General features: G+C 66.6%; 24 protein-coding genes and 2 pseudogenes. 18 read left to right on the forward strand and 8 right to left on the reverse strand.

The window, feature by feature from the left end:
* Nucleotides 1-206 precede the first annotated feature (206 nt).
* The 5 genes from DIE06_RS35640 (at nucleotide 207) to ftsB (ending at nucleotide 5,635) form a co-directional block, all read left to right on the forward strand.
* Nucleotides 207-1,052: an alpha/beta fold hydrolase gene (locus DIE06_RS35640; RefSeq protein ID WP_124665436.1), complete on the forward strand. Its 846-nt coding sequence runs from the start codon at nucleotides 207-209 to the stop codon at nucleotides 1,050-1,052.
* A 175-nt stretch (nucleotides 1,053-1,227) separates the two neighbouring features.
* Nucleotides 1,228-2,886 carry a CTP synthase gene (locus tag DIE06_RS35645; protein WP_124665437.1) on the forward strand — a complete coding sequence of 553 codons (1,659 nt, stop codon included), beginning with the start codon at nucleotides 1,228-1,230 and terminating at the stop codon, nucleotides 2,884-2,886.
* Nucleotides 2,883-3,737: a 3-deoxy-8-phosphooctulonate synthase gene (gene kdsA / locus DIE06_RS35650; protein ID WP_124665438.1), complete on the forward strand. Its 855-nt coding sequence runs from the start codon at nucleotides 2,883-2,885 to the stop codon at nucleotides 3,735-3,737. Before DIE06_RS35645 ends, kdsA begins: the two co-directional genes overlap by 4 nt.
* A gap of 106 nt (nucleotides 3,738-3,843) precedes the next feature.
* On the forward strand, nucleotides 3,844-5,127 hold the full coding sequence (gene eno / locus DIE06_RS35655; protein ID WP_009689673.1) for a phosphopyruvate hydratase: 1,284 nt from the start codon (nucleotides 3,844-3,846) through the stop codon (nucleotides 5,125-5,127).
* Between the two features lie 82 nt (nucleotides 5,128-5,209).
* Nucleotides 5,210-5,635 carry a cell division protein FtsB gene (ftsB, locus tag DIE06_RS35660; RefSeq protein WP_124665439.1) on the forward strand — a complete coding sequence of 142 codons (426 nt, stop codon included), beginning with the start codon at nucleotides 5,210-5,212 and terminating at the stop codon, nucleotides 5,633-5,635.
* A 94-nt stretch (nucleotides 5,636-5,729) separates the two neighbouring features.
* Here the strand turns inward: ftsB and DIE06_RS35665 are convergent, their stop codons facing one another.
* The 3 genes from DIE06_RS35665 to DIE06_RS35675 form a co-directional block, all read right to left on the reverse strand.
* On the reverse strand, nucleotides 5,730-6,089 hold the full coding sequence (locus DIE06_RS35665; protein ID WP_124665440.1) for a hypothetical protein: 360 nt from the start codon (nucleotides 6,087-6,089) through the stop codon (nucleotides 5,730-5,732).
* A gap of 145 nt (nucleotides 6,090-6,234) precedes the next feature.
* The gene (gene hslO / locus DIE06_RS35670) at nucleotides 6,235-7,185 is read right to left on the reverse strand and encodes an Hsp33 family molecular chaperone HslO (RefSeq protein ID WP_124665441.1); all 951 of its coding nucleotides are present in this window, start codon (nucleotides 7,183-7,185) and stop codon (nucleotides 6,235-6,237) included.
* Between the two features lie 25 nt (nucleotides 7,186-7,210).
* The gene (locus DIE06_RS35675) at nucleotides 7,211-7,735 is read right to left on the reverse strand and encodes a gamma carbonic anhydrase family protein (protein ID WP_057925213.1); all 525 of its coding nucleotides are present in this window, start codon (nucleotides 7,733-7,735) and stop codon (nucleotides 7,211-7,213) included.
* 144 nt (nucleotides 7,736-7,879) lie between these two features.
* On the opposite strand from DIE06_RS35675, the gene DIE06_RS35680 reads away from it, so the two are divergent.
* The 11 genes from DIE06_RS35680 (at nucleotide 7,880) to DIE06_RS38590 (ending at nucleotide 17,283) form a co-directional block, all read left to right on the forward strand.
* The gene (locus tag DIE06_RS35680) at nucleotides 7,880-8,740 is read left to right on the forward strand and encodes a ferritin-like domain-containing protein (protein WP_124665442.1); all 861 of its coding nucleotides are present in this window, start codon (nucleotides 7,880-7,882) and stop codon (nucleotides 8,738-8,740) included.
* Between the two features lie 204 nt (nucleotides 8,741-8,944).
* Nucleotides 8,945-9,835 (forward strand): alpha/beta fold hydrolase, encoded by an 891-nt coding sequence (locus tag DIE06_RS35685; RefSeq protein WP_124665443.1) that lies wholly within the window; start codon nucleotides 8,945-8,947, stop codon nucleotides 9,833-9,835.
* Nucleotides 9,836-9,917: 82 nt separating this feature from the next.
* Nucleotides 9,918-10,748 carry a 3',5'-nucleoside bisphosphate phosphatase gene (locus DIE06_RS35690; RefSeq protein WP_185733561.1) on the forward strand — a complete coding sequence of 277 codons (831 nt, stop codon included), beginning with the start codon at nucleotides 9,918-9,920 and terminating at the stop codon, nucleotides 10,746-10,748.
* Between the two features lie 72 nt (nucleotides 10,749-10,820).
* Complete coding sequence (locus DIE06_RS35695; protein ID WP_124614523.1) at nucleotides 10,821-11,453, forward strand: L-threonylcarbamoyladenylate synthase; 633 nt, start codon at nucleotides 10,821-10,823, stop codon at nucleotides 11,451-11,453.
* A gap of 45 nt (nucleotides 11,454-11,498) precedes the next feature.
* A complete protein-coding gene (locus DIE06_RS35700; protein ID WP_059450435.1) occupies nucleotides 11,499-12,161 on the forward strand; it encodes a site-2 protease family protein in 663 nt (220 codons plus the stop codon).
* A gap of 8 nt (nucleotides 12,162-12,169) precedes the next feature.
* Nucleotides 12,170-13,372, forward strand: a complete 1,203-nt coding sequence (locus tag DIE06_RS35705) for a tryptophan--tRNA ligase (protein WP_059450434.1) — start codon at nucleotides 12,170-12,172, stop codon at nucleotides 13,370-13,372.
* Between the two features lie 9 nt (nucleotides 13,373-13,381).
* Nucleotides 13,382-13,984 (forward strand): bifunctional 2-polyprenyl-6-hydroxyphenol methylase/3-demethylubiquinol 3-O-methyltransferase UbiG, encoded by a 603-nt coding sequence (locus tag DIE06_RS35710; RefSeq protein ID WP_124665445.1) that lies wholly within the window; start codon nucleotides 13,382-13,384, stop codon nucleotides 13,982-13,984.
* 47 nt (nucleotides 13,985-14,031) lie between these two features.
* Entirely contained in the window at nucleotides 14,032-14,937 is a 906-nt protein-coding gene (gene dapA, locus DIE06_RS35715) for a 4-hydroxy-tetrahydrodipicolinate synthase (RefSeq protein WP_124614520.1), read from the forward strand.
* A gap of 111 nt (nucleotides 14,938-15,048) precedes the next feature.
* Nucleotides 15,049-16,194, forward strand: a complete 1,146-nt coding sequence (gene bamC, locus DIE06_RS35720) for an outer membrane protein assembly factor BamC (RefSeq protein WP_124665446.1) — start codon at nucleotides 15,049-15,051, stop codon at nucleotides 16,192-16,194.
* Nucleotides 16,195-16,198: 4 nt separating this feature from the next.
* The gene (locus tag DIE06_RS35725) at nucleotides 16,199-16,975 is read left to right on the forward strand and encodes an MBL fold metallo-hydrolase (RefSeq protein WP_124665447.1); all 777 of its coding nucleotides are present in this window, start codon (nucleotides 16,199-16,201) and stop codon (nucleotides 16,973-16,975) included.
* 143 nt (nucleotides 16,976-17,118) lie between these two features.
* On the forward strand, nucleotides 17,119-17,283 hold the full coding sequence (locus tag DIE06_RS38590) for a hypothetical protein (RefSeq protein ID WP_185733562.1): 165 nt from the start codon (nucleotides 17,119-17,121) through the stop codon (nucleotides 17,281-17,283).
* A gap of 20 nt (nucleotides 17,284-17,303) precedes the next feature.
* Here DIE06_RS38590 and DIE06_RS39670 read toward each other — a convergent pair whose 3' ends face one another.
* Nucleotides 17,304-17,549, reverse strand: coding sequence for a hypothetical protein (locus DIE06_RS39670; RefSeq protein ID WP_011657350.1), 246 nt, complete (start codon nucleotides 17,547-17,549; stop codon nucleotides 17,304-17,306).
* Nucleotides 17,550-17,602: 53 nt separating this feature from the next.
* Nucleotides 17,603-18,823 (reverse strand): cupin domain-containing protein, encoded by a 1,221-nt coding sequence (locus DIE06_RS35740; RefSeq protein ID WP_124665448.1) that lies wholly within the window; start codon nucleotides 18,821-18,823, stop codon nucleotides 17,603-17,605.
* Between the two features lie 32 nt (nucleotides 18,824-18,855).
* On the opposite strand from DIE06_RS35740, the gene DIE06_RS35745 reads away from it, so the two are divergent.
* On the forward strand, nucleotides 18,856-19,398 hold the full coding sequence (locus DIE06_RS35745) for a peptidylprolyl isomerase (protein WP_059817806.1): 543 nt from the start codon (nucleotides 18,856-18,858) through the stop codon (nucleotides 19,396-19,398).
* On the opposite strand, the gene DIE06_RS35750 is transcribed toward DIE06_RS35745, so the two are convergent.
* Entirely contained in the window at nucleotides 19,378-20,658 is a 1,281-nt protein-coding gene (locus tag DIE06_RS35750; RefSeq protein WP_124665449.1) for a hypothetical protein, read from the reverse strand. The two genes, DIE06_RS35745 and DIE06_RS35750, sit on opposite strands and share 21 nt — an antisense overlap.
* A complete protein-coding gene (mutS, locus tag DIE06_RS35755; RefSeq protein WP_124665450.1) occupies nucleotides 20,639-23,296 on the reverse strand; it encodes a DNA mismatch repair protein MutS in 2,658 nt (885 codons plus the stop codon). Before mutS ends, DIE06_RS35750 begins: the two co-directional genes overlap by 20 nt.
* Nucleotides 23,297-23,408: 112 nt before the next feature.
* On the opposite strand from mutS, the pseudogene DIE06_RS35760 reads away from it, so the two are divergent.
* Nucleotides 23,409-23,859 (forward strand): annotated as a pseudogene (locus tag DIE06_RS35760) (hypothetical protein).
* Nucleotides 23,860-24,343: 484 nt separating this feature from the next.
* On the opposite strand, the pseudogene DIE06_RS35765 reads toward DIE06_RS35760, so the two are convergent.
* Nucleotides 24,344-24,586, reverse strand: a pseudogene (locus tag DIE06_RS35765) (phosphate ABC transporter substrate-binding protein PstS); the annotation flags it as partial.

Genomic DNA, 24,586 nt, shown 5'->3' on the forward strand with positions numbered 1-24,586 from the left:
TTGCTCAGCGTCACAACCGCTGCGCTGTCGGCGGCATGAACTCATCCGCAAGGAAAAGTGAATTGTTCAGGGCCGACCAGCTACGGTCGACCGCGAAGCATGGGACCGGAGTAAGCGCTAAAGCGCCGACTCCGGTCGACCGCGAAGCATGGGACCGGAGTAGGCGCTAAAGCGCCAACTCCGGTCGACAAAGGAGACATTGGCGTTTGAAGGACATCCTCCACTTCTCGCATGCGAACGGTTTTCCGGCCTCGACGTACCGGACGATCTTCGCCGAGCTGGCAGACGACTACGAGCTTCGCTACATCGAGCGCATCGGTCACGACCGCCGCTACCCGGTGACGCGCGACTGGCCGCATCTCGTCGAGCAGCTGCTCGACGACATCGGCAGCCGCTACGAGCGCCCGGTCTGGCTCGTCGGCCATTCGCTCGGCGGCTACCTGTCGCTGATGGCCGCGCTGAAAAAACCGCACTGGGTGCGCGGCGTGGTGATGATCGATTCGCCGATCATCGCGGGATGGCGCGCCGGCGCGCTGCGCGCGAGCCAGTGGGCCGGGCTCGACGAACGGCTGTCGCCGGCGGCCGCGACGCGCAACCGGCGCACGCACTGGGGGAGCCGCGACGAAGCCTGGCGGCACTTTCACGAGAAACCCGCGTTCGCGCGCTGGGACGAGCGGATGCTGTCCGACTACATCGACCACGGCATTCCGCAGGCGGGCGCCGACGGCGAACGCGCGCTCGCATTCGACCGGCAGGTCGAATACCTGATCTACCGGACACTGCCGCATACGCTCGGTCCGCGGCTCGCGCACGGCGCGCCGGTGCCGCTCGGCTTTCTCGCCGGCACGCGCTCGCGCGAAGTGCGGCAGGTCGGGCTCGATGCGACGCGCCGCGCGGCGCGCGGGCGCATCGAATGGCTCGAGGGCAGCCACCTGTTCCCGATGGAGCGGCCGATCGAGACGGCCCGTGCATTGCAACGGATGCTGAATTCGCTGAAAGCCGCGGAAGGCGGCGTGCCGCGCGACAGCGCGGCGCTCGCGAAAAGCGCCTGACGCGTCGGTCCGGTGCGCCGCGTCCGGCGTGCGCGGTTGCACCGCCCGCCCGGCCGGTTCGCCCCGGCGCGCACGGCTGGCGCGGCACAGCGCGAAAGGGCGGGATCATCGCGCCAATTGCTGAGAGAAGGGCGGGCTTTACGGTATAATCCGTTTTTCCCGCGAGCATCCAGCGATGACCAAATATGTTTTCGTCACCGGCGGCGTAGTTTCTTCCCTCGGCAAGGGTATTGCCGCCGCCTCTCTCGCCGCGATCCTCGAATCGCGCGGTCTGAAAGTCACCCTCCTCAAACTCGATCCCTACATCAACGTCGACCCCGGCACGATGAGCCCGTTCCAGCACGGCGAAGTGTTCGTGACGGAAGACGGAGCGGAGACCGACCTCGACCTCGGCCACTATGAGCGCTTCATCAGCACGAAGATGCGCAAGGCCAACAACTTCACGACCGGCCAGATCTACGAATCGGTGATCCGCAAGGAACGCCGCGGCGACTATCTCGGCAAGACCGTGCAGGTGATTCCGCACATCACGAACGAAATCCAGGCGTTCATCGAGCGCGGGGCGGCATCGGCCACCTGCGGCGAGCCGGACGTCGCGATCGTCGAGATCGGCGGTACGGTCGGCGACATCGAGTCGCTGCCGTTCCTCGAGGCCGCACGCCAGATGAGCCTGCGCCTCGGCCGCAACAGCGCGTGCTTCGTGCACCTGACGCTCGTGCCGTACGTCGCGACGGCCGGCGAGCTGAAGACGAAGCCGACCCAGCACAGCGTGCAGAAGCTGCGCGAGATCGGCATCCTGCCGCATGTGCTGCTGTGCCGTGCGGATCGCCGCATCCCGGACGACGAATCGAAGAAGATCTCGATGTTCTCGAACGTGCCGGAAGACGCCGTGATCTCGGTGTGGGACGCCGACAGCATCTACAAGATTCCGCAGATGCTGCACGACCAGGGCCTCGACCGGATCATCTGCGAGGAGCTGAAGCTGTCGCCGAAGGACGCCGACCTGAGCATGTGGTCGGAGCTCGTCGAGAAGCTGGAAAATCCGAAGCACGAAGTGACGATCGGCATGGTCGGCAAGTATGTCGATCTGACCGAGTCGTACAAGTCGCTGATCGAGGCGTTGCGCCACGCATCGCTGCACACGTCGACCAAGGTCAACATCGAGTACATCGACTCGGAAGAGATCGAGGCCAACGGTGTCGACAGCCTGAAGCATCTCGACGCCGTGCTGGTGCCGGGCGGTTTCGGCCGTCGCGGCACCGAAGGCAAGATCGCGGCGATCCGCTATGCACGCGAGTCGAAGGTGCCGTACCTCGGCATCTGTCTCGGCATGCAGCTCGCGGTGATCGAATTCGCACGCGACGTCGTCGGCCTGAAGCAGGCGAACAGCACGGAATTCGATTCGGAAACGCCGGAGCGCGTGGTCGCGCTGATCACCGAATGGTACGACCGCGAAGGCAAGGTCGAGACGCGCACCGAGGAATCCGATCTCGGCGGCACGATGCGCCTCGGTTCGCAACGCTGCCCGATCAAGCCCGGCACGATGGCTGAAGAGATCTATGGCAAGGACGTAAACGAGCGCCATCGCCACCGTTATGAAGTCAATAACCGCTTCGTGCCCCAGCTCGAAGCCGGCGGCCTTATCATCAGCGCCCGTACCCCGAGCGAGGACCTGCCGGAAATGATGGAACTGCCGCGCTCGATGCACCCGTGGTTCGTCGGCGTCCAGTTCCACCCGGAATTCACGTCCACGCCGCGTGACGGTCATCCCCTCTTCAAGTCGTTCGTCGAAGCCGCGCTTGCCAACAAGCAAGCGCGCGGAGTGCAAGCATGAAGCTGTGCGATTTCGAGGTCGGTCTCGACCAGCCCTTCTTCCTGATCGCGGGTACCTGCGTCGTCGAATCGGAGCAAATGACGATCGACACGGCGGGCCGCCTGAAGGAGATCTGCGAGAAGCTGAACGTTCCGTTCATCTACAAGTCGTCCTACGACAAGGCGAATCGCAGTTCGGGCAAGTCGTTTCGCGGCCTCGGAATGGACGAGGGCCTGCGGATCCTTGGCGAGGTGAAGCGCCAGCTCGGCCTGCCGGTGCTGACCGACGTGCATTCGATCGAAGAGATCGAGCAGGTCGCGTCGGTCGTCGACGTGCTGCAGACGCCCGCGTTCCTGTGCCGCCAGACCGACTTCATCCATGCGTGCGCACGCTCGGGCAAGCCGGTCAACATCAAGAAGGGCCAGTTCCTCGCGCCGCACGACATGAAGAACGTGATCGACAAGGCGCGCGACGCGGCGCGTGAAGCCGGTCTGTCGGAAGACCGCTTCATGGCGTGCGAGCGCGGTGTCTCGTTCGGCTACAACAACCTCGTGTCCGACATGCGTTCGCTCGCGATCATGCGCGAGACGCGCGCGCCGGTCGTGTTCGATGCGACTCACTCGGTGCAGCTGCCGGGCGGGCAGGGCACGAGCTCGGGCGGCCAGCGCGAATTCGTGCCGGTGCTCGCGCGTGCTGCCGTCGCGACGGGTGTGGCGGGCCTGTTCATGGAAACGCACCCGAATCCGGCCGAAGCGAAGTCGGACGGCCCGAACGCGGTGCCGCTGAACCGAATGGGCGCGCTGCTGGAGACCCTCGTCACGCTCGACCAGGCGGTGAAGCGCAATCCGTTCCTGGAAAACGATTTCAACTAAAGATCGAATGAACCTTGCGACGGCTTCGCGCGTCAGTAGCGTAAGCAGTGTCGGCACGCATGCCGTCGCAGTTTGAAGAATCCATCGTCATTCTCAGAGGAAACCCATGAGTGCAATCGTAGATATCATCGGCCGCGAGATTCTGGATTCGCGCGGCAACCCCACCGTCGAATGCGACGTGCTGCTCGAATCGGGCACGATGGGCCGCGCGGCGGTGCCGTCGGGCGCGTCCACCGGCTCGCGTGAAGCGATCGAACTGCGCGACGGCGAAGCCGGTCGCTACAACGGCAAGGGCGTGCTGAAGGCTGTCGAGCACATCAACACCGAAATCTCCGAAGCCATCATGGGCCTCGACGCGTCGGAACAGGCGTTCCTCGACAAGACGCTGCTCGAGCTGGACGGCACCGACAACAAGTCGCGCCTCGGCGCGAACGCGATGCTGGCCGTGTCGATGGCCGTCGCGAAGGCAGCGGCCGAAGAAGCCGGCCTGCCGCTGTACCGCTACTTCGGCGGCTCGGGCGCGATGCAACTGCCGGTCCCGATGATGAACATCGTCAACGGCGGCGCGCACGCGAACAACAGCCTCGACATCCAGGAATTCATGATCGTCCCGGTGAGCCAGCCGACGTTCCGTGAAGCCCTGCGTTGCGGCGCCGAAGTGTTCCACGCCCTGAAGAAGATCCTGAGCGACCGCGGCATGAGCACGGCAGTCGGCGATGAAGGCGGCTTCGCGCCGAACTTCGGCAGCAACGACGAGTGCCTGTCGACGATCCTGCAGGCGATCGAGAAGGCCGGCTACCGTGCGGGCGAAGACGTGCTGCTCGCGCTCGACTGCGCGGCCTCCGAGTTCTACCACGACGGCAAGTACCAGCTCGCGGGCGAAGGCCTGCAACTGTCGTCGGCCGAATTCACCGACTACCTCGCGACGCTCGCCGACAAGTTCCCGATCGTGTCGATCGAGGACGGCATGCACGAAGGCGACTGGGAAGGCTGGAAGCTGCTGACCGAGCGCCTTGGCAAGAAGGTGCAGCTCGTCGGTGACGACCTGTTCGTCACGAACACGCGCATCCTGAAGGAAGGCATCGAGAAAGGCATCGCGAACTCGATCCTCATCAAGATCAACCAGATCGGTACGCTGACCGAAACGTTCGCGGCAATCGAAATGGCGAAGCGCGCGGGTTACACGGCCGTGATCTCGCACCGCTCTGGCGAAACGGAAGATTCGACGATCGCGGACATCGCGGTCGGCCTGAACGCCGGTCAGATCAAGACGGGTTCGCTGTCGCGCAGCGACCGCATCTCGAAATACAACCAGTTGCTGCGCATCGAGGAAGATCTCGGCGATATCGCGAGCTACCCGGGCAAATCGGCTTTCTATAACCTGCGCTAACGCGCTACTATCGGGTTCGTCATCTCGACGCCGCTCTGTGCATGTCGCGCGGAGCGGCGCTTCTTATATCTGCGTCTCTTACATGCGGCTTGTCACTGTCGTCCTGATTGCCTTGCTGGCGCTCATTCAGTACCCCCTATGGTGGGGACACGGCGGCTGGTTGCGGGTGCACGAATTGCGTCAGCAGCTCGGCGATCAGTTGCGGAAGAATGCGGACGAGAAGCTGCGCAATGAACGGATCGCGGGCGAAGTGCAGGATCTGCAAGGCGGTACCGCGGCCATCGAGGAGCGCGCGCGCTACGAGATGGGCATGGTGAAGGACGGTGAAGTATTCGTGCAGTTCGTGTCGCCGAATGCGCCGGCCGGGCCGCTGAACAACACGCCTTCGAGCACGTCGACGCGCGGCACCGTGTCCGCGGCACCCGTGCGTGTCGTACCGAACCCGCAGTCGATCGCGAAGCCGTCGCGGCATCACGGCGGCGAGAAGGGCAAGGCCGCGCATCACTGATGCGCGGGAGTCCGAATCATTGAAAAAGCGCGGGAAATACCGCGCTTTTTTATTTCCTGTGAGTTGGCAATCGGGCGGTCGACGCGATGGCGCGTCACCACCACCAGCCCGGGTAACCGTAGCCATAGCCGATGCCGGTGCCCCACCGGTTGCCCCAACCACCGCCGTAATAGCTGCCGTAGACCGTCACGGGCGGCGGCGAGTAATACGCCCACGCGCGCGCGGCGGCCTCGGCCGCCATCGCGTCGTTCTGCTCGCGCAGCACCTGCCGGTCGATCTCGTCGTAGCGTTTGCGCTCCGCACTCGACAGTGCGGGCGGCTGGCCGCCCGATGCGCCCGGTTCGGGCAGGCGGCTCAGGATCGTCGACGAAGGCGGCTGCACCGCGCAGCCGGCGAGGGCCAGCGTGCCGGCTGCGACACTGGCCAGGACGAGGGTGCGGAACGGGCGATTCATGTGTTTCTCCTGCAGCGCGCCGACAGCGGAAAGCGGTTTGCGCCGAAGGCGGGGACCTGCGGCGCGAGAGCCGTGCGTGCGACGCTCGTGCGTCATTATGCGCCCGCACCCGCATGGCGAGCACGGACGCGCGGCGCAGCGCGGCTCAGTGACGCTGGTCGGTCGCGGGCGTGATGCCGGTCGCGAGTTCCGGAGCTGCGAACAGCTGAGCGACGTCGACAGGATCGAACTCGTAGCGCTGGTTGCAGAACTCGCAGTGAATCTCGACGTGACCGCGCTCGACGATCACGCTGTCGACCTCTTCGCGGCCGAGCATGCGCAACATCGCACCGACCTTCTCGCGCGAGCACGAGCACTGGAAACGCGTACCGGCCGGGTCGAAGTGCTGCACGTTTTCCTGCCAGAACAGCCGGCGGAACACGACTTCTGGTTCGACCTCGAGCAGTTCCTTCGCGGACAGCGTGCCGCCGAGCGTGCAGACACGCTCCCAGGTGTCGGTGTCGGTCTCGGCGTTGCGCGGCACGATGCCGCCGTCGCCCGGCAGCTTCTGCAGCAGCATGCCGACCGCGCGGTCGTGATCGGCCGCGAGCCACAGCCGCGTGTCGAGCTGCTCCGAGTGGTGCATGTAGTGTTCGAGCACTTGCGACACCGATTCGAGCGGACCGTCGACGCCGTTCAGCGGCACGATGCCCTGGTACGGCTGTTGGCCCGGCAGCTTCTCGGCCGGGTCGAGCGTGATCACGCAACGGCCGTGGCCGCTCGCGTTGACGAGCGACGCGAAGTGCATGTCGTCGCCGATGGTCTGCGCCGCGTCGCCGGCGAACTTGGCCGTGGCGCGCATCGACAGGTCCGAGCCGCACTGGACGACCAGCATCTGGACCGGCCCGTCGCCGAAGATCTGCATGATCAGGGTGCCGTGAAATTTCAGGTTCGCGGACAGCAGCGCACACGCGGCCATCATCTCGCCGAGCACCGTGCGCACCGGGGCAGGGTAGTCCCGGCGGGAAAGCACCTCTTGCCACGTGTTGCGCAGCGACACGATCTCGCCGCGCACGGGTGCTGAATTGAACATGAATTTCTGTAACTGGTCGCTCACTCTTCTTCCTTGAAATCCGCGCGAATCACCCGATCCGCACGAGTTGCTCCTTGAAATGCGCACGCCGCTCGACGTACGTCTTCGCATTTGCGCGCAGCCGCGCGATGTCGTCTGCCGACAGCTCGCGCACGACTTTCGCCGGGGCGCCGAGAATCAGCGAGTTGTCCGGGAACGTCTTGCCTTCCGTCACGACCGCGCCGGCACCGACCAGACAGTTGCGGCCGATGACCGCTCCATTCAAGACCACCGCCTGAATCCCGATCAGCGAACCTTCGCCGATCGTGCATCCGTGCAGCATCGCCTGGTGGCCGATCGTCACGTTTTCGGCAATCGTCAGAGGAAACCCGGGGTCCGTATGCAGGACCGCGCCTTCCTGGACATTGCTGCCGGTGCCGACCGTGATCGTCTCGTTGTCGCCGCGAATCGTCGCGCCGAACCATACGCTCGCGTTTTCCTCGAGCACGACCTTGCCGATGATCGCCGCCGTATCGGCGACGAATACGCTTTCGTGGATCGTCGGGGCCGTCTCGCCCAGTTTGTAGATCGTCACGGAGTCTCCTGGTCTCTTCGATGATGGGCGCCGGTAAAATGGCGCGTCTGGCGTGCCGGGCGCGTTGCGTGACGGCACAAACGCTTATTGTAAACCGTCGCGTGCATGCGCTCCCGCGATGCGCGCGGGTGGTGCCCCCGTTTGATGAGCATGGAGCCTTCTTCTTTCACCGTGGCGCCGCATTGCGTGCGCCGCGCCGCGCTCGACGCGCTGCGGATGTCCGAGCCGGCCGCGAAGGCCGCGCAGGTCCGCGCGCTGTACGATGCACTGCTGGCCGGGCGGGCCGCGATCGCGCCGGCGCTCGAGCTGGACGAACCGGCCGACCTGCCCGGCCGTCCGGCGCGCCCGCCGCTCGTCGAGCCGCGCCAGCTCGAGCGCCGCAGCATGCGCTCGCCCGCGGGGCGCGCTGTGCTGCTGCACGCGCTCGCGCATATCGAATTCAACGCGATCAACCTTGCGCTCGACGCCGTGTGGCGTTTCGCCGGGATGCCGGACGCGTTCTATGCGGACTGGCTGAAGGTCGCAGCCGAGGAGGCCTATCACTTCGCGCTGTTGTCCGACCGGCTGGCCGCCGGGTTCGGGCATGCGTACGGCGATTTCCCCGCGCACAACGGGCTGTGGGAGATGTGCGAGCGGACCAAGGCCGATGTGCTCGCGCGGATGGCCCTCGTGCCGCGCACGCTCGAGGCGCGCGGGCTCGACGCGTCGCCGCCGATCCGTGCGCGGCTCGTGCAGGCGGGCGACGACGCGTCCGCGGCGATCCTCGACGTGATCCTGCGTGACGAGATCGGCCATGTCGCGATCGGGAACCGCTGGTTCCGGCACCTGTGCGACGCGGCCGGCCGCGATCCGGTTACCACCTACCGCGAGCTTGCCGAGCAGTACCATGCGCCGCGGCTGCGCGGTCCGTTCAATTTCGACGCGCGCCGCACCGCGGGATTCGAGCAGGCGGAGCTGGACGAACTCGCCGCGCAGGACGCGGCGGACGGCAAGGCGGCGGGTTAGCGCGGCTGCGCGCCGCCGGCTCAGGCGTGCGAACGCCGTCGCCGGCCAGCCACGCGACCGTTCGGCGGCATTGCTGCGGCGCCCGATGCGCCGGTTCCGCGTGCCATCGGCCCCCCGTCGCTAGAGAGCTGACTCGACTGCCGGCCCCCGGAACGGAAGCGTCATCGCTATAATCGAACGACCATTCTTTTTTTGGCGGCTGCAATGAATGTTTCGAGTTCTGTTTCCGATTTCGTCACGGTTCGCGGCGTCAAGCTGCATGTGCGGCGCTGGGGCCGGCCCGATGCGCCGATGCTGTTCATGCTGCACGGCTGGATGGATGTCGCGGCATCGTTCCAGTTCGTCGTCGACGCGCTCGCGGGCGACTGGCAGGTGATCGCGCCCGATGCGCGCGGCTTCGGCCTGTCCGACTGGCCGGTCGCGCGGCAGGGCGGCGGTCATTACTGGTTCCACGAGTACCTGGGCGATCTCGATGCGCTCGTCGACCACTATGCGCCGACCGGCGAAGTCAACCTGGTCGGCCACAGCATGGGGGCGAACGTCGTGTGCCTGTACGCGGGCGCGCGGCCGGAGCGCGTGCGGCGCGTGGTCGACCTCGAAGGATTCGGGCTCGCCCCCGCGCGGGCCGATCAGGCGCCGCGCCGGCTGCGCGGCTGGCTCGACGAGCTGCGCGAGCCGCCGGTGCTGCGTCCGTACGCGTCGCTCGACGACGTGGCGGCCCGGCTGATCAAGACCAATCCGCGGCTCGATCCGCGCCGCGCCGCGTTCCTCGCCGCGCACTGGTCGCGGCGCGGCGACGACGGTCTGTATCACCTGCTGGCGGACCCCGCGCACAAGATGGCGGGTCCGCAACTGTACCGGCTCGATGAGGTGATGGCCGTCTGGAAGCAGGTGCGCGCGAAGGTGCTGCACGTGGAGGCCGTCAATTCGCCGACGCTCGCCTACATCGCGGGCGACATCCCGCTGCCGGAGTTCAAGGCGCGCTTCGGCGCGTTCCCCGACTGGCGCGAAAAGCGCGTCGAAGATGCCGGCCACATGGTCCATCACGACCAGCCGGAGCAGATCGCGGCGCTGATCGAGGCGTTCTGCGCGTAGGCGGGCGGCGGCAGCGGCGGGGCAGGCGGGCGGCGCAATTGCCGCATTGCAGTAGAATGAAGCTTCACCTGCCATGCCGACAATGAACGCTGATCTCCACTGCCATTCGAATGTTTCCGACGGGTTGCTGTCGCCTGCCGACGTCGCGCGCCGCGCCCATGCCGGCGGCGTGACCCTGTGGGCGCTGACCGACCACGACGAGATCGGCGGCCAGGCGGCGGCGCGCAGCGAGGCGGAGGCGCTCGGGATGCGCTACCTGAGCGGTGTCGAGATCTCGGTCACGTGGGCGTCGCGCACCGTGCACATCGTCGGCCTGAACATCGATCCGTCGAATCCGACGCTCGTCGACGGCCTGTATCGCACGCGCCACGGCCGTGCCGCGCGTGCGCAGGCGATCGGCGCGCAGCTCGAGACGCTCGGCATCCCCGGCGCGTACGAAGGCGCGCTGAAGTACGTATCGAATCCCGACCTGATCTCGCGCACCCACTTCGCGCGCTTCCTGGTCGAGAACGGCCACGCCGCATCCACTTCCGACGTGTTCGACCGCCTGCTCGGCGATGGCAAGCCCGGGTTCGTCCCGCATCGCTGGGCGACGCTGTCCGACGCCGTCGCGTGGATTCGCGCGGCGGGCGGCGAGGCCGTGGTCGCGCACCCGGGCCGCTACCGCTATACGCCGGTCGAATTCGACGCATTCTTCGGCGAATTCATCGATCTCGGCGGCCGCGCGATCGAGGTCATCACGGGCAGCCACACGCCTGACCAATACCGCGAATACGCGGACGTCGCGCGCCGCTTCGGCTTCGAAGTGTCGCGCGGTTCGGATTTCCATGCGCCGGGCGAGGGCCGCGTCGAGCTCGGTAGCCTGCCGCCGTTGCCGCCCGACCTGAAACCGGTCTGGGAGCGCTGGCTCTGACGCGCCGCGGCCGCTTGCCGTTCGCGCTGCCGCCGAGGCGCGCATCCGACTTCTCCCTCTTTACGTGTCCCCATGTCCCAGTTCTTCAGGATTCATCCGGATAATCCGCAGCCGCGCCTGATCAAGCAGGCCGCGGACATCGTCAGCAAGGGCGGCGTGATCGCGATGCCGACCGATTCGAGCTACGCGCTGGCGTGCCACCTCGACGACAAGGACGCGGTCGAGCGCGTGCGCCGCATCCGTGGCCTCGACGAGAAGCAGCACCTGTCGCTGCTCGTGCGCGACCTGTCGGAACTGGCCAACTTCGCGATGGTGGACAACCGCCAGTACCGGCAGATCAAGTCGGTGACGCCGGGCCCGTACGTGTTCATCCTGCAGGCGACCAAGGAGGTGCCGCGCCGGCTGTCGCACCCGTCGCGCAAGACGATCGGGCTGCGCGTGCCCGATCACGCGATCACGCTCGCGCTGCTCGAGTCGCTCGGCCAGCCGCTGCTCGGCACGACGCTGATCCTGCCGCCGGACGACGAGCCGCTCAACGATCCCGACGACATCCGCGCGCGGCTCGAGAAGCAGGTCGATCTCGTGATCGACGGCGGCGCGTGTCCGCGTGAGCCGTCGACGGTGATCGACCTGACGGGCGGCGAGCCGCAGCTCGTGCGGGCGGGGCGCGGCGCGCTCGAACCGTTCGGACTCTCGGCCGCGTAAGCGCCGTTCATTTTTGCGCGAGTGCGCTTGTTACAATAACGCGATATGGACGCTTCCCTGATACAGACCATCGCCGTCTACGCGCTGCCCGTGATCTTCGCGATCACGCTGCACGAGGCCGCGCACGGCTATGCCGCGCGCCTGCTCGGCGACAACACCGCCTACATGATGGGGCGCGTGTCGTTCAACCCGATGCGCCACATCGATCCGCTCGGCACGATCGCGATCCCGCTCGCCATGTATTTCCTGACCGGCGGCGCGTTCCTGTTCGGCTATGCGAAGCCGGTGCCGGTATCGTTCGGCAACTTGCGCAATCCGCGCTGGGGCAGCCTGTGGGTGTCGCTCGCGGGCCCGGCCTGCAACTTCGTGCAGGCACTGATCTGGGGCGTGCTGACCATCGTGCTGGCCGCCGCCGGCATCGACGAACCGTTCTTCACGCGGATGGCCTATGCGGGCGTCAGCGCGAACCTCGTGCTCGGCGTGCTGAACCTGTTTCCGCTGCCGCCGCTCGATGGCGGCCGCATCCTGGCGGCGCTGCTGCCGCCGAAGCAATCGATCGCGTTGTCGCGCATCGAGCCGTACGGTTTCATCATCGTCCTCGTGCTGGTCATGACGGGCGTGCTGACGAATTTCTGGCTGCGTCCGCTCGTGAACGCCGCGGCCGGCGTGCTGAGCGCCATCCTGTCTCCCTTCGCCTCGCTTTTCTAACGACAATCATGTTCCCAGATCGTATTTTCTCCGGCATGCGACCCACCGGGTCGTTGCACCTCGGCCACTACCACGGCGTGCTGAAAAACTGGGTGAAGCTGCAGTCCGAGTACCCGTGCTTCTTCTGCGTGGTCGACTGGCATGCGCTGACGACGCACTACGAAACGCCCGAGGTCATCGAGAAGAACGTGTGGGACGTGCTGATCGACTGGCTCGCGTCCGGCATCGATCCGGCGCAGGCGACGCTGTTCATCCAGAGCAAGGTGCCCGAGCACGCGGAGCTCGCGCTGCTGCTCGGCATGAGCACGCCGCTCGGCTGGCTCGAGCGCGTGCCGACCTACAAGGAGCAGATGGAGAAGCTGAAGGACAAGGACCTGTCGACCTACGGCTTCCTCGGCTACCCGGTGCTGATGGCGGCCGACATCCTGTTGTATCGCGGCTCGCTCGTGCCGGTCGGTGAAGACCAGGTGCCGCACGTCGAGATGACGCGCGAGATCGCGCGCCGCTTCAACTACCTGTACGGCCGCGAGCCGGGCTTCGAGGAGAAGGCGCTCGAAGCCGCGAAGAAGCTCGGCGGCAAGCGCGCGAAGCTCTATCACGAGCTGCGCAATGCGTACCAGCAGGAGGGCGACGACGAGGCGCTCGAACAGGCGCGCGCGATGCTGCAGGAATCGCAGAGCCTGTCGATGAGCGACCGCGAGCGCCTGTTCGGCTATCTCGAAGGCGCACGCAAGATCATCCTGGTCGAGCCGCAGGCGCTGCTGACCGAAGCGTCCCGGATGCCGGGCCTCGACGGCCAGAAGATGTCGAAGTCGTACGGCAACACGATCGGCCTGCGCGAGGACGCCGAGACGATCACGAAGAAGGTCCGCACGATGCCGACCGATCCGGCGCGCGTGCGCCGCACCGATCCGGGCGATCCCGACAAGTGCCCGGTGTGGCAGCTGCACCAGGTCTATACGGACGAAACGACGCACCAGTGGGTGCAGAGCGGCTGCCGCTCGGCGGGCATCGGCTGCCTCGACTGCAAGCAGCCGGTCGTCGAGGGGATCCTGCGTGAACAGCAGCCGATGCTCGAGCGCGCGCAGAAGTACATGGACGATCCGTCTCTGCTGCGCGCGATCGTCGCGGACGGCTGCGACAAGGCGCGCAAGCACGCGGTCGAGACGATGCGCGACGTGCGCGAGGCGATGGGCCTGTCGTATACCTGACCTGACGGCATGCGCGAACCTGTCATTGCCGCCGCGGGCGGCCACGTCGCTCAGGTCGAGCCATCGCGCTGGGTCGCCCGGTGGTCGCGACTCGTCCCGGCGGCCGGCGCGGTGCTCGACGTTGCCGCGGGCGGCGGCCGGCATGCGCGCTGGTTTGCGTCGCACGGGCATCCGGTCACCGCACTCGACCGCGATCCGGCCGCGGTGGCCGCATTGCGCGCGATCCCGGGCGTCGACGCGCGCGACGCCGATCTCGAGGGCGCGCCCTGGCCGCTGCCGGCCGGTGCGTCGTTCGCGGCTGTGATCGTCACCCATTATTTGCATCGTCCGCTCTGGCCCCATCTGCTCGATGCGGTGGCGCCGGGCGGCGTGCTGATCTACGAAACCTTCGCGCAAGGAAACGAAACGGTCGGCAAACCGTCCAACCCCGCGTTCCTGCTCGCCCCGGGCGAGCTGCTGGACGCGGTGCGCGGCCGCCTGCGGGTGGTCGCGTACGAGGACGGATTCGTCGCCGCGCCGCGCGAGGCGTTCGTGCAGCGCATCTGCGCGGTACGCGAGGGCGCGACCCCGATGGCGGGGGCGGGAATTCCACGTTACGAACTGCCCGGCTAATCCGCTACAATCTCAACGTTTACCGGTACATCAATCAATCGCGTTTCATGGCTAACGGCACCCAAGACGGCATTCAAATCCGCGGCAGCATCCCCGCGATCGTCACCCCGATGCTCGAAGACGGCAGTCTCGACCTGCCGGCGTTTCGCAAACTGATCGACTGGCACATCGCGGAAGGCACCGACGCACTCGTCGTGGTCGGCACGAGCGGCGAGTCGGCAACGCTCAACGTCGAAGAGCACATCCTGATGATCCGCACGGCGGTCGAGCATGCGGCGAAGCGCATCCCGATCATCGCGGGCGCGGGCGGCAATTCGACCGCCGAGGCGATCGAACTGACGAAGCACGCGAAGGCCGTTGGCGCCGACGCGACGCTGCAGGTCGTGCCGTACTACAACAAGCCCACGCAGGAAGGGATGTACCGGCACTTCAAGGCGATCGCCGAAGCGGTCGACCTGCCGGTGATCCTGTATAACGTGCCGGGCCGCACGGTCGCGGACATGGCGCACGAAACCACGCTGCGCCTCGCGCAGGTGCCGGGCATCATCGGCGTGAAGGAAGCGACCGGCAACATCGATCGCGCCGCGCACCTGATCAAGGCAGCGCCGAAGCATTTCGCGATCTACAGCGGCGACGATCCGACCGCGATCGCACTGATGCTGCTCGGCGGCCACGGCAACATCTCGGTGACGGCGAACGTCGCGCCGCGCGCGATGAGCGACCTGTGCCGCGCGGCGCTGGCCGGTGACGTCGCAACGGCGCGCGAGCTGCACATGAAGCTGCTGTCGCTGCACAAGAACCTGTTCATCGAGGCGAACCCGATTCCGGTGAAGTGGGCGCTGCAGGCGATGGGCAAGATGCAGGGCGGCATCCGCCTGCCGCTTACGCCGCTCGACGAGCGCTGCCACGATGTCGTACGTTCGGCCCTCGTCGAGGCCGGCATCCTCGCCTGATGCACAGGCGGCCGCGTCCTGCGGCCGCCGGCTCGACCCCTCATCAACCCGCACCGGCCGGCTCCGTCCGGCGCCGCTCCTGACGAGCGTTCTAGCAAGACGAAGGATTTCATGAAACGTTTCGCCTTTTCCTCTCGCGCCATCCAGGTTTCGGTGGTGGCGCTGGCGCTGGGCGCGCTCGCCGGCTGCGATACGCTGAACGATTATCTGGCTCCCGACCGGGTCAACTACAAGAACACGGGTTCGGCGCCGCCGCTCGCGGTGCCGAGCGACCTGAAGCCGGTGCCGACGACCCAGCAGTTCGTCGCGCCGCTGAGCAACGCAGGTCTTGGCACGCTGCCGCCGCGGGCGACGACGGCCGCCGGCAACGCGACCGACGGCGTCCCGAGCGCGCAGGATCCGCTCGGGATGCATATCGAGCGTGACGGCGACCGCCGCTGGCTCGTGGTGGATGGGCGCACGCCCGAGCAGCTGTGGCCGATCCTGAAGGAGTTCTGGCAGGAAAACGGCTTCTCGCTGAAGACCGACGCACCGTCGACCGGCATCATGGCCACCGACTGGGCCGAGAACCGCGCGAACATTCCCGACGACTGGTTCCGCCGCACGATCGGCAAGGTCATCGACTTCGCGTACTCGTCGGGCACGCGCGACCGTTTCCGCACGCTCGTGAACCGCACGTCGAACGGCGACACCGACATCTCGATCACGCACAGCGCGATGGAGGAAATGATGGTCGGTCCGCAGGGCGGCACGTCGTCGCGCTGGGAAGAGCGTCCGCGCAATCCGGTGCTCGAGGCCGTGTTCCTGTCGAAGCTGATGCAGAAGTTCGGCCTGAGCGACGCGCAGGCGAAGCAGCTGCTGACCGATGCGCGTCCCGCGACGGCGCCGGCGCAGGTCAGCGACACCAGCAGCGGCGCCGCGACGTTGCAGCTGGCGGAATCGTTCGACCGCGCGTGGCTGCGCGTCGGTCTCGCGCTCGACCGCACCAACTTCGCGGTCGACAATCGCGACCGCGAGAAGGGCCTGTACACGGTCCGCTACGCGAACACGATGGAAGAGCTCAAGCGCGACGGGCTGTTCGGCAAGCTGTTCTACGGCGGCCCGTCGGCGGCCAAGCCGGGCAAGGAATATCTTGTCAACGTGCGCGCGCAGGGCAATGGCGGCACGCAGGTCGCGGTGGTCGACGCGAACGGCCAGGTCGACAACTCGTCGGATGCGCAGCGGATCATTTCGCTGCTGCACGCCCAGCTGAACTGACCGCGTGCGCTTCGCCAGCCTCGGTAGCGGCAGCGAAGGCAACGCGCTGGTCGTCGAGGTCTCGAGCGGCACGACGACCACCCGCGTGCTGCTCGACTGCGGTTTTTCAGCGAAGGAGGTCGAGCGCCGTCTCGGCCGCCTGAATCTCGGCATCGACGATCTCGATGCGATCCTCGTCACCCATGAACACAGCGACCACGTCGGCAGCGCGCTGACGCTCGCGCGGCGCGGGTCGCTGCCGCTCTACATGAGCTGGGGCACGGCGCGCGCGGTGGGCGCGGACGAGGCCGATGTCGATCTCCACGTGTTGTGGGGCGACGAGACGGCCGCGATACGCGATCTGGCCGTGATGCCCTATACGGTGCCCCATGACGCGCGGGAACCGCTCCAGTTCGTCTTCATGGACGGTTGCCGCCGGCTTGGCGTGTTGACCGACGTCGGAATGGCCACGCCGCATATCACGACCGTCCTGAGCGGCTGTGACGCGCTGATGCTCGAATCCAACCACGACACCGCGATGCTCGCCGGGAGCCGCTATCCGCAGTCGCTGAAGGCGCGGATCGGCGGCAATCACGGCCACCTGAGCAACGATGCCGCCGCCGGCATCCTCGCATCGCTCGAACGCAGCCGCCTCCAGCACCTGGTTGCGGCGCACCTGAGCCAGCAGAACAACCGGCCAGAGCTGGCCCGCCAGGCGTTTGCCGGTGTGCTGGGAACGGACGGGGAGGAAGTGGTCGTGGCCACGCAGGACGCGGGCTTCGACTGGCTGACGCTCGGTTGAGCGGGTGCAGAAGGGGGGCAGGAAGGGGCGGGACGGCGTCTTGGCCCGCTTGCCTGCCGGGCGCGATGCACGGAACCGACAGACGTAAAAAAACCGGCCCGAAGGGCCGGTTTTTTTTCAGCTGATGCCTGAGGCTTACTGGCTTGCGCCCGAAGCCGGAGCAGCCGTCGCTGCCGAAGCAGCCGACGCCACAGCAGCAGCTGCGTCGCTCGCAGCAGCCGTCGCCGACGAAGCAGCAGCCGAAGCGTCGCTCGCAGCACCAGCAACTGCCGAAGCAGCCGACGAAGCAGCAGCCGATGCGTCGCTAGCAGCCGACGAAGCAGCTTGATCAGCGCTCTTGTTGCAAGCAGCCAGTGCAACAGCAGCCAACAGGGAAGCTACGAGGAGGGATTTCTTCATGATCACGTCCTTTTATGGTTAAAGGTAAGCAACAGCGCGAAACAATACCGGTAATGTGCTCCAACACCGACCTGGGCCGCTGGTGGAGACGCACTTCTAGAGCGTGAATCTTCCCTACGGCTTGGGCGGAAATTATATGCACTTTCCTATCGACCGTCGACAAATGCGGGGTCAATACGTTGTCTTTCCCATACAGAATTTGATCTGCATGGGCATACGGGCGGCCCACTAAATCCGGTTTCCGACCCGTAGCCAGCCCGCACAATACCACTCGTGCAGCAAGGCTGTCATTGAGGGAGCCCGGGATAGTGTTACAAACCGTTTCGCCTCCATGTGGCGCAGATTGGCCAGTTCGGGCAGCCATTCGCCGGCTTGCTCGATCGGTTCTTCCTCGCCATTGATGAAGTACGAGCGCGCGTTATACATCAATGCGGCGCGTCTGTCGAGATACACCCCCCGGCGCGACGCCTGCGTAACGAATGCGGACTCGGACAGCGGGCGTGCCGGCGGCTCGAATACCACGTTCGATTTGGGCTCGCTCAGGTAGCAGCCGAGGAATTCGGCGACGTCGCGCTTGCGCCAGCGGATCGCATCGACGATCTCGGCGACGCGCTCGACCATCGCCGGCGGCAGTTGCGCAGGGGTGTCGACCGCCGGCTGTTTCGGGTCGCGGTACAGCGCGTCGCCGCGCTCGTCGCGCAGGCCGCCACGTTCCGCGAGGTAGTACAGGAATTGCGCGCCCAGCTCCCCGGCGGACGGTGCCCGAAAGCCGATCGAGCAGGTCATGCATTCGCCTTCGGCCACGCCGTCGTGCGCGATGTGCGGCGGCAGGTACAGCATGTCGCCCGGCTCCAGCACCCACTCGTCGCTCGGCTCGAAATGCTCGAGGATCTTCAGCGGCACATCCGGTTGCAGCGACAGGTCCTTCTGCGCGCCGATGCGCCAGCGGCGCCGGCCTTCGACCTGCAGCAGGAATACGTCGTACGAGTCGAAGTGCGGGCCGACGCCGCCGCCGTCCGTCGCGTACGAAATCATCAGGTCGTCGAGGCGCGCGTCCGGGATGAAGCGGAAGCGGTCGAGCAGCGCGCGCGCCGCGTCGACGTGCAGGTCGAGCCCCTGCACGAGCAAGGACCAGGACTTGCGCGAAACGGCAGGCAGCGCGCCCGGCTCGAACGGACCGTGCGCCAGTTGCCACTTGTTACGAAAATGGGTGATCAGTCGCGCTTCGGCGTCATAGTCGGCTGCCAGCTCGAACAATGGGTCGCGCGTGACCGGCGGCTTCACGCCGGGAATCGCCTGGCGGATCAGCAGCGGCTTCTTCTGCCAGTAGCGGCGCATGAATTGCGCCGGCGACAGGCCGCCGAGCAGCGGCGTGGGAAGATCGGAGGGCGGCGCGCCGAGCGGGGCGGCAGCGGCATCCTGCGGTTCGGCTTGAGACCGGTTGCGCATCGTATAATGAGACTTGTATTTGGGAGAATTGGATGAAAATCGCAAAAAACACCGTCGTGTCGGTCACTTACAAGCTGTCGGATGCGCAAGGCAATCTGATCGAGGAAAGCGACGAGCCGATGGTCTATCTGCACGGCGGCTATGATGGCACGTTCCCCAAGATCGAGGAACAGCTCGACGGCCAGGAGCCCGGTTACCAGGCGCAGATTCAGCTCGAGCCGCAGGACGCGTTCGGCGACTACGATCCCGAACTCGTGAAGATCGAGCCGCGCGATCGTTTTCCCGAGCCGATCGAAGTGGGCATGCAGTTCGAAGGCACGCCGGAAGACGGCGACGAGGAAGTGGATTCGCTGATCTACACGGTCACCGACATCGCCGAGGACAAGGTCGTGCTCGACGGCAACCACCCGCTCGCGGGCATGGCGCTGCGTTTCGCGCTCACGGTCAAGGACGTTCGCGAAGCGACCGAGGACGAGATCGAGCATGAGCACGCGCACGGCGCGGAAGGCCTCGAAATCGTCGACGAGGACGAAGACGAGGACGGCGACGCACCGTCAGGGCGTACCCTGCACTGAACTGGCAGGCAGGCCGGGCGCCGGCCCTGAGGCAGGGGGCGGCGCGGGCCACGAGGCGCCGCCTGGCGTCGTGCCGTCGCCCTGCAGCGGCGGCGCGACCGACGACGAGTCGGGCAGTGCCGGCAAGGCCGGGATTTCGGGGATCTCCGGCATCTGCGGCAGCGGGACGGCGTCGCGCGGCACGACCGGCAGTGCGGGCGGGATCGGCAGGTTCTTCGGGACGTCCTGCACGCTCACGTTGAAGATCGTCCGCCGTGCCGGCGACACGTTGACCTTCAACCACTGATTCGACGGATGGCGCGGTCCGATCGCGACACGCGTCACGTTTCCGACCAGTGCACCGTCGTCCGCATGCAGCGGGCGATCGATCAGGAAGCCGTTCGCAAGCGGCTCGCTGCTCGCGTGCATCACCAGGATCGGGCCGCGGAATGTCGCCGCGGCCTTCACCAGCGTTCGTTTCAGTTCACGGAAGCCGTCGCGGACGCGCGGCCGGTTGAAACGCAACCACGCAAAGCGTTCGGCGCGCTCATAGCGATCGAACTGCGGATCGCCTTCGAAAATCACCACCATGGCGCGCGCTTCGCGCCGTTTCGCATATTCGGCCGCGTGGTCGATCCAGAAGCCGTTCGCGATGATGCGGTCCTCGAATTCGCCGTTCCGGCCGCCGGCCGTCAGATAGTGGTTGTTCGGCGCCGGTGCGTTTAGCGCGACGTAGACGACGTCGTCATGCATCCAGCGCGCGTTTTCGCGATAAGGCCGGAACCGGGCGACTTCACTTTCGCGCGTGATCTGCAGCGCGCCGGGGTCGGGCAGCGCCGCGTCGGCCAGCAGCGTCTGCCGCAGGAAGTCCAGACGTTCGACCGGGTCGTAGCTGCCGCCAGCCGCCGTGCTGCACGTCACCCAGTCGTCGTGGCCGGGAATGAACACGAGCGGCACGCGCGATGCGTCCAGGATCGCGCCGCGCTGCGTGTACAGCGAGTCGCGGCACGCTTCCTTCGCACCCTTGATGTCGCCTGCATAGACGACGAAGGCCAGATTGCGCTCGCGTGCGATCGATTCGAACAGCCGCTGCGCGGCCGGCTCGTCGGCCGGCGCGTCGATGACGCCCGACACGATCGCGAACGAGTAGGGGGCGGCCGCACGGTTGGGCGGCGCCGCGAGCGCGCTGGCCTGGGCCAGCGCGAGCACCGTCGCGATCAGCGCGGCGGCGGCACGGGCCGGCCGGCCCGACGGGAGGCGTTTATGCGTGCCCGTCGGCATCGTGCGAGCGGACGAGCGAGCGCAGTTCGTACAGCAGGTCGAGCGCGTCGCGCGGCTTGAGGTCGTCGGGATCGATGTCGCGCAGCTTCTCGAGTGCCGGATGCGGGACGTCGGCCGGCGCCGGCGCATCCGCGCATTCGAGTTCGTCGGCCGCGGCGGGCGGCGCGCTGAACAGGTCGAGCTGCGGCGTGTGCTGCGTGGCCGACTGCTGTTCGAGATACGCGAGATGCTTGCGCGCGGCGCGGATCACCGGCGCCGGCACGCCCGCGAGCTGCGCTACCTGCAGCCCGTAGCTCTGGTTCGCCGGGCCTTCGTTGACAGCGTGCAGGAACACGATGCCGTGGCCGTGCTCGACGGCCGACAGGTGGACGTTCGCCGCTTGCGGGAATTCGGCCGGCAGTTGCGTCAGTTCGAAGTAGTGCGTCGCGAACAGCGTGTAGCAGCCGTTTTGCGCGAGCAGGTGACGCGCGATGGCCCACGCGAGCGCGAGGCCGTCGAACGTCGACGTGCCGCGGCCGATTTCGTCCATCAGCACGAGGCTTTGCGGTGTCGCGTCGTTTAGGATCGCTGCCGCTTCGGTCATCTCGACCATGAAGGTCGAGCGGCCGCCGGCGAGGTCGTCGGCCGCGCCGATCCGCGTGAAGATCCGGTCGATCGGGCCGAAGCAGGCCGACTTCGCGGGCACGTAGCTGCCGACGTACGCCATCAGCGCGATCAGCGCCGTCTGCCGCATGAATGTCGACTTACCGCCCATGTTCGGGCCGGTGATCAGCAGCAGCTTGCGTTCGGTGCCGAACCGGCAGTCGTTCGCGATGAACTGCTCGACCTGCGCTTCGACGACCGGGTGGCGACCCTGTTCGATCTCGATGCCGATCTCGTCGGTGAAGGCGGGGGCGACCCAGTCGAGCGTGCGGGCGCGCTCGGCGAACGCGGCGAGCACGTCGAGCTCCGCGAGCGCCGACGCGACACGCTGGCACTCGGGAATGAACGGCAGCAGCGCCTGCAGTACGCCGTCGTACAGCGCGCGCTCGCGGGCCAGCGCGCGTTCCTGTGCGGATAGCGCCTTGTCCTCGAAGGTCTTCAGTTCGGGCGTGATGTAGCGCTCGGCGTTCTTCAGCGTCTGGCGGCGGCGGTAGTCGTCCGGCACCTTGTCGGTCTGGCCGCGCGTGACCTCGATGTAGAAGCCGTGCACCTTGTTGTATTCGACGCGCAGGTTCGCGATGCCCGTGCGGGTGCGCTCGCGTGCCTCGAGATCGATCAGGAACTGCCCGCAGTTCTCGGAGATGTCACGCAGCTCGTCGAGCTCCGCATCGTAGCCGCGCGCGATCACGCCGCCGTCGCGCACCATCGCGGCAGGCTCGGGGGCGATCGCGCTCGTCAGCAGGTCGAGGCATTCGGCGGGCGGCGCGAGCGCCGCGTCGACGCGCGCGAGCGCATCCGCGTTCGCGACGATCGCGCTGATGCGCTCGCGCAGCGCCGGCAGCGCGGCGAACGTGTCGCGCAGGCTCGACAGGTCGCGCGGCCGCGCGGACAGCAGCGCGAGACGCCCGGTGATCCGTTCGACGTCGGCGATCTGGCGCAGCGCGCTGCGCAGTGTGTCGAGGCTCGCGCTCGCGGGCGCCTCGAGCAGCGCGCCGATCGCCTGCTGGCGCGACTGCGCGGCGACCGACGCGCGCGGCGGGTGATGCAGCCAGTGACGCAGCAGGCGGCTGCCCATCGTCGTGCAGCAGGTGTCGAGGAGCGAGTACAGCGTCGGCGATTCGGTGCCACGCAGCGTTTCGGTCAGCTCGAGGTTGCGGCGCGTCGCCGGATCGAGCCCGATGTATTCGGTTTCGTTCTCGACCTTCAGGCTGCGCACGTGACGCAGTTGCTGGCCCTGCGTGGCCGCCGCATACAGCAGCAGCGCGCCCGCCGCGCCGCATGCGCTCGTCAGCGAATGCGCGCCGAAGCCGTCGAGGCCCGCGACGTCGAGCTGGTCGCACAGGCGTTGCGTGCCCGATGCGATGTCGAAGTGCCATGCCGGCACGCGCTTGATCGCGCCGGCGCCCGCGGGCACGCCGTCGGTCGCACCATCCGGCGTCAGGATTTCGGCCGGGCGGATGCGTTCGAGTGCGGCGCCGAGCTGATCAGGTTCGATTTCGGCGAGCCGCAGCGCGCCGCTCGCGAGGTTCAGCCACGCGAGGCCGATATTGACCGCGACGCCACGCTTGTTGTGGCCCGTGCACATCGCGAGCAGGTAGACGTCGTTCTTGTCGGACAGCAGTGCGGCATCGGTCAGCGTGCCGGGCGTGACGACGCGCACGACCTTGCGCTCGACCGGCCCCTTCGACGTCGCGGGGTCGCCGATCTGCTCGCAGATCGCGACCGATTCGCCCATCTTCACGAGCTTCGCCAGATACTGTTCGACCGCGTGATGCGGGACGCCGGCCATCTTGATCGGCGTGCCGGCCGATGCGCCGCGCTGCGTGAGGGTCAGGTCGAGCAGGCGTGCCGCTTTCTCCGCATCCTCGAAGAACAGCTCGTAGAAGTCGCCCATCCGGTAGAAGACGAGCGTGTCGGGGTGATCGGCCTTGATGCGCAGGTACTGCTGCATCATCGGGGTGTGGCCGGCAAAGGCCTCGGGCGACAGCGTGGTCATAGGTCAGGCATGAAGTTGTTGCTTTGGTTGCCCGAGTTTACCAGTGGCTTCGATGTGCAAGCGCGAAGTTGGCCGTTTGGCCGGTTGCTGATGCCGGGATCGGCTGCGATCAATGTCCCCGCCTAAGCTTCAGTGCCTCGACCCGGCGCATGGCGATGCGGGAACAATCCATAACGTCGTGCCGACCCCGAAGCAACCGTTGCGGCCGACGAGGGAGCAGCTGAAGCTCGATCCTGCACGGCAGCTTATCGGTGTGCAATGTTCGGGCACGTTGGTTCTGGCAAAGCTCGTTTCCTCGAAAAAATCCCGGCCTGCACGGATCTCACAACCAAACCTTGGGTGATCGAGGCAGGCGTCGACGTCGTCGATCAGCCATTCTTCGCTCAAGGCAACGTCTCGACCGCGGGCGGCTGCCTTGCTTCGCAGTATTTGGCCGCATGGATCATTGCGCGCATCGAAGGTGAGGACGCCGCGCGGAGCGCGCTCCACTACGTTGCGCCAGTCGGGAGAGGGAAAAGTATGTTTCTCGCGCGCTCGCGAACTTCAAGCCTTACTTGCTGTAGCGCGATAAAAAATGGCATTGCCTCGACCGCAGTGAGCGGGAGTCAACGGCAATGCCGTGTTCCCGACGACAGCGTCTCCGGATGGCCCGGATGCAACCGCACCTATACCTGGCTGCGGTGCCGAGGCGGGGGTGAAAATGTTCGACGCCCTATCGAGACAGAGCCAGTCAGTGGCGCCGGGTCGCAGGGGATCGCACTCCAACAGCCAGTTCGTACCGCACAGACGGCAGCGATACTGTCGCACCGCGATTGCTGGCCGTCCTAGTGGTCGCAATTTTTATGGCTTGTGCAACTCCACCAGTTCGTCATGTGCGACCTGATCCGGGATCGTGCACATTGTCGTGCAAGCTTGGCAACGCATTTGCGCTAGTCTGAAGAATGCGTCGGCTCGGTGAGGCACTTCTTCGCCCATGGCTCAAATCGAAGGGACGTTCTACTTCGTCACGGGGCGAGTGCGGTCGGACTCACGTCTCGCCCGGTGCGCTCAGTTCGCAATCGCCTTGCCGGAGGCATCCTTGATTTTTGCTTTCCATTGTTTGTGGATTTCGGACACCACTGAATCCGGAAGCGAGATGTAGTCCAGATCCGTCGCGGCCTGGTTGCCGTTGTGGAATGCCCAGTCGAAGAACTTGAGTGTTTCCGCACCTTGTTCCGGCTTGTCCTGCTTCGCGTGCAGCAGCACGAACGTCGCGCCGACGACCGGCCATGCTTCCTTGCCCGGCTGGTT

Source organism: Burkholderia sp. Bp8998 (assembly GCF_003854235.1).
Lineage (GTDB): Bacteria > Pseudomonadota > Gammaproteobacteria > Burkholderiales > Burkholderiaceae > Burkholderia.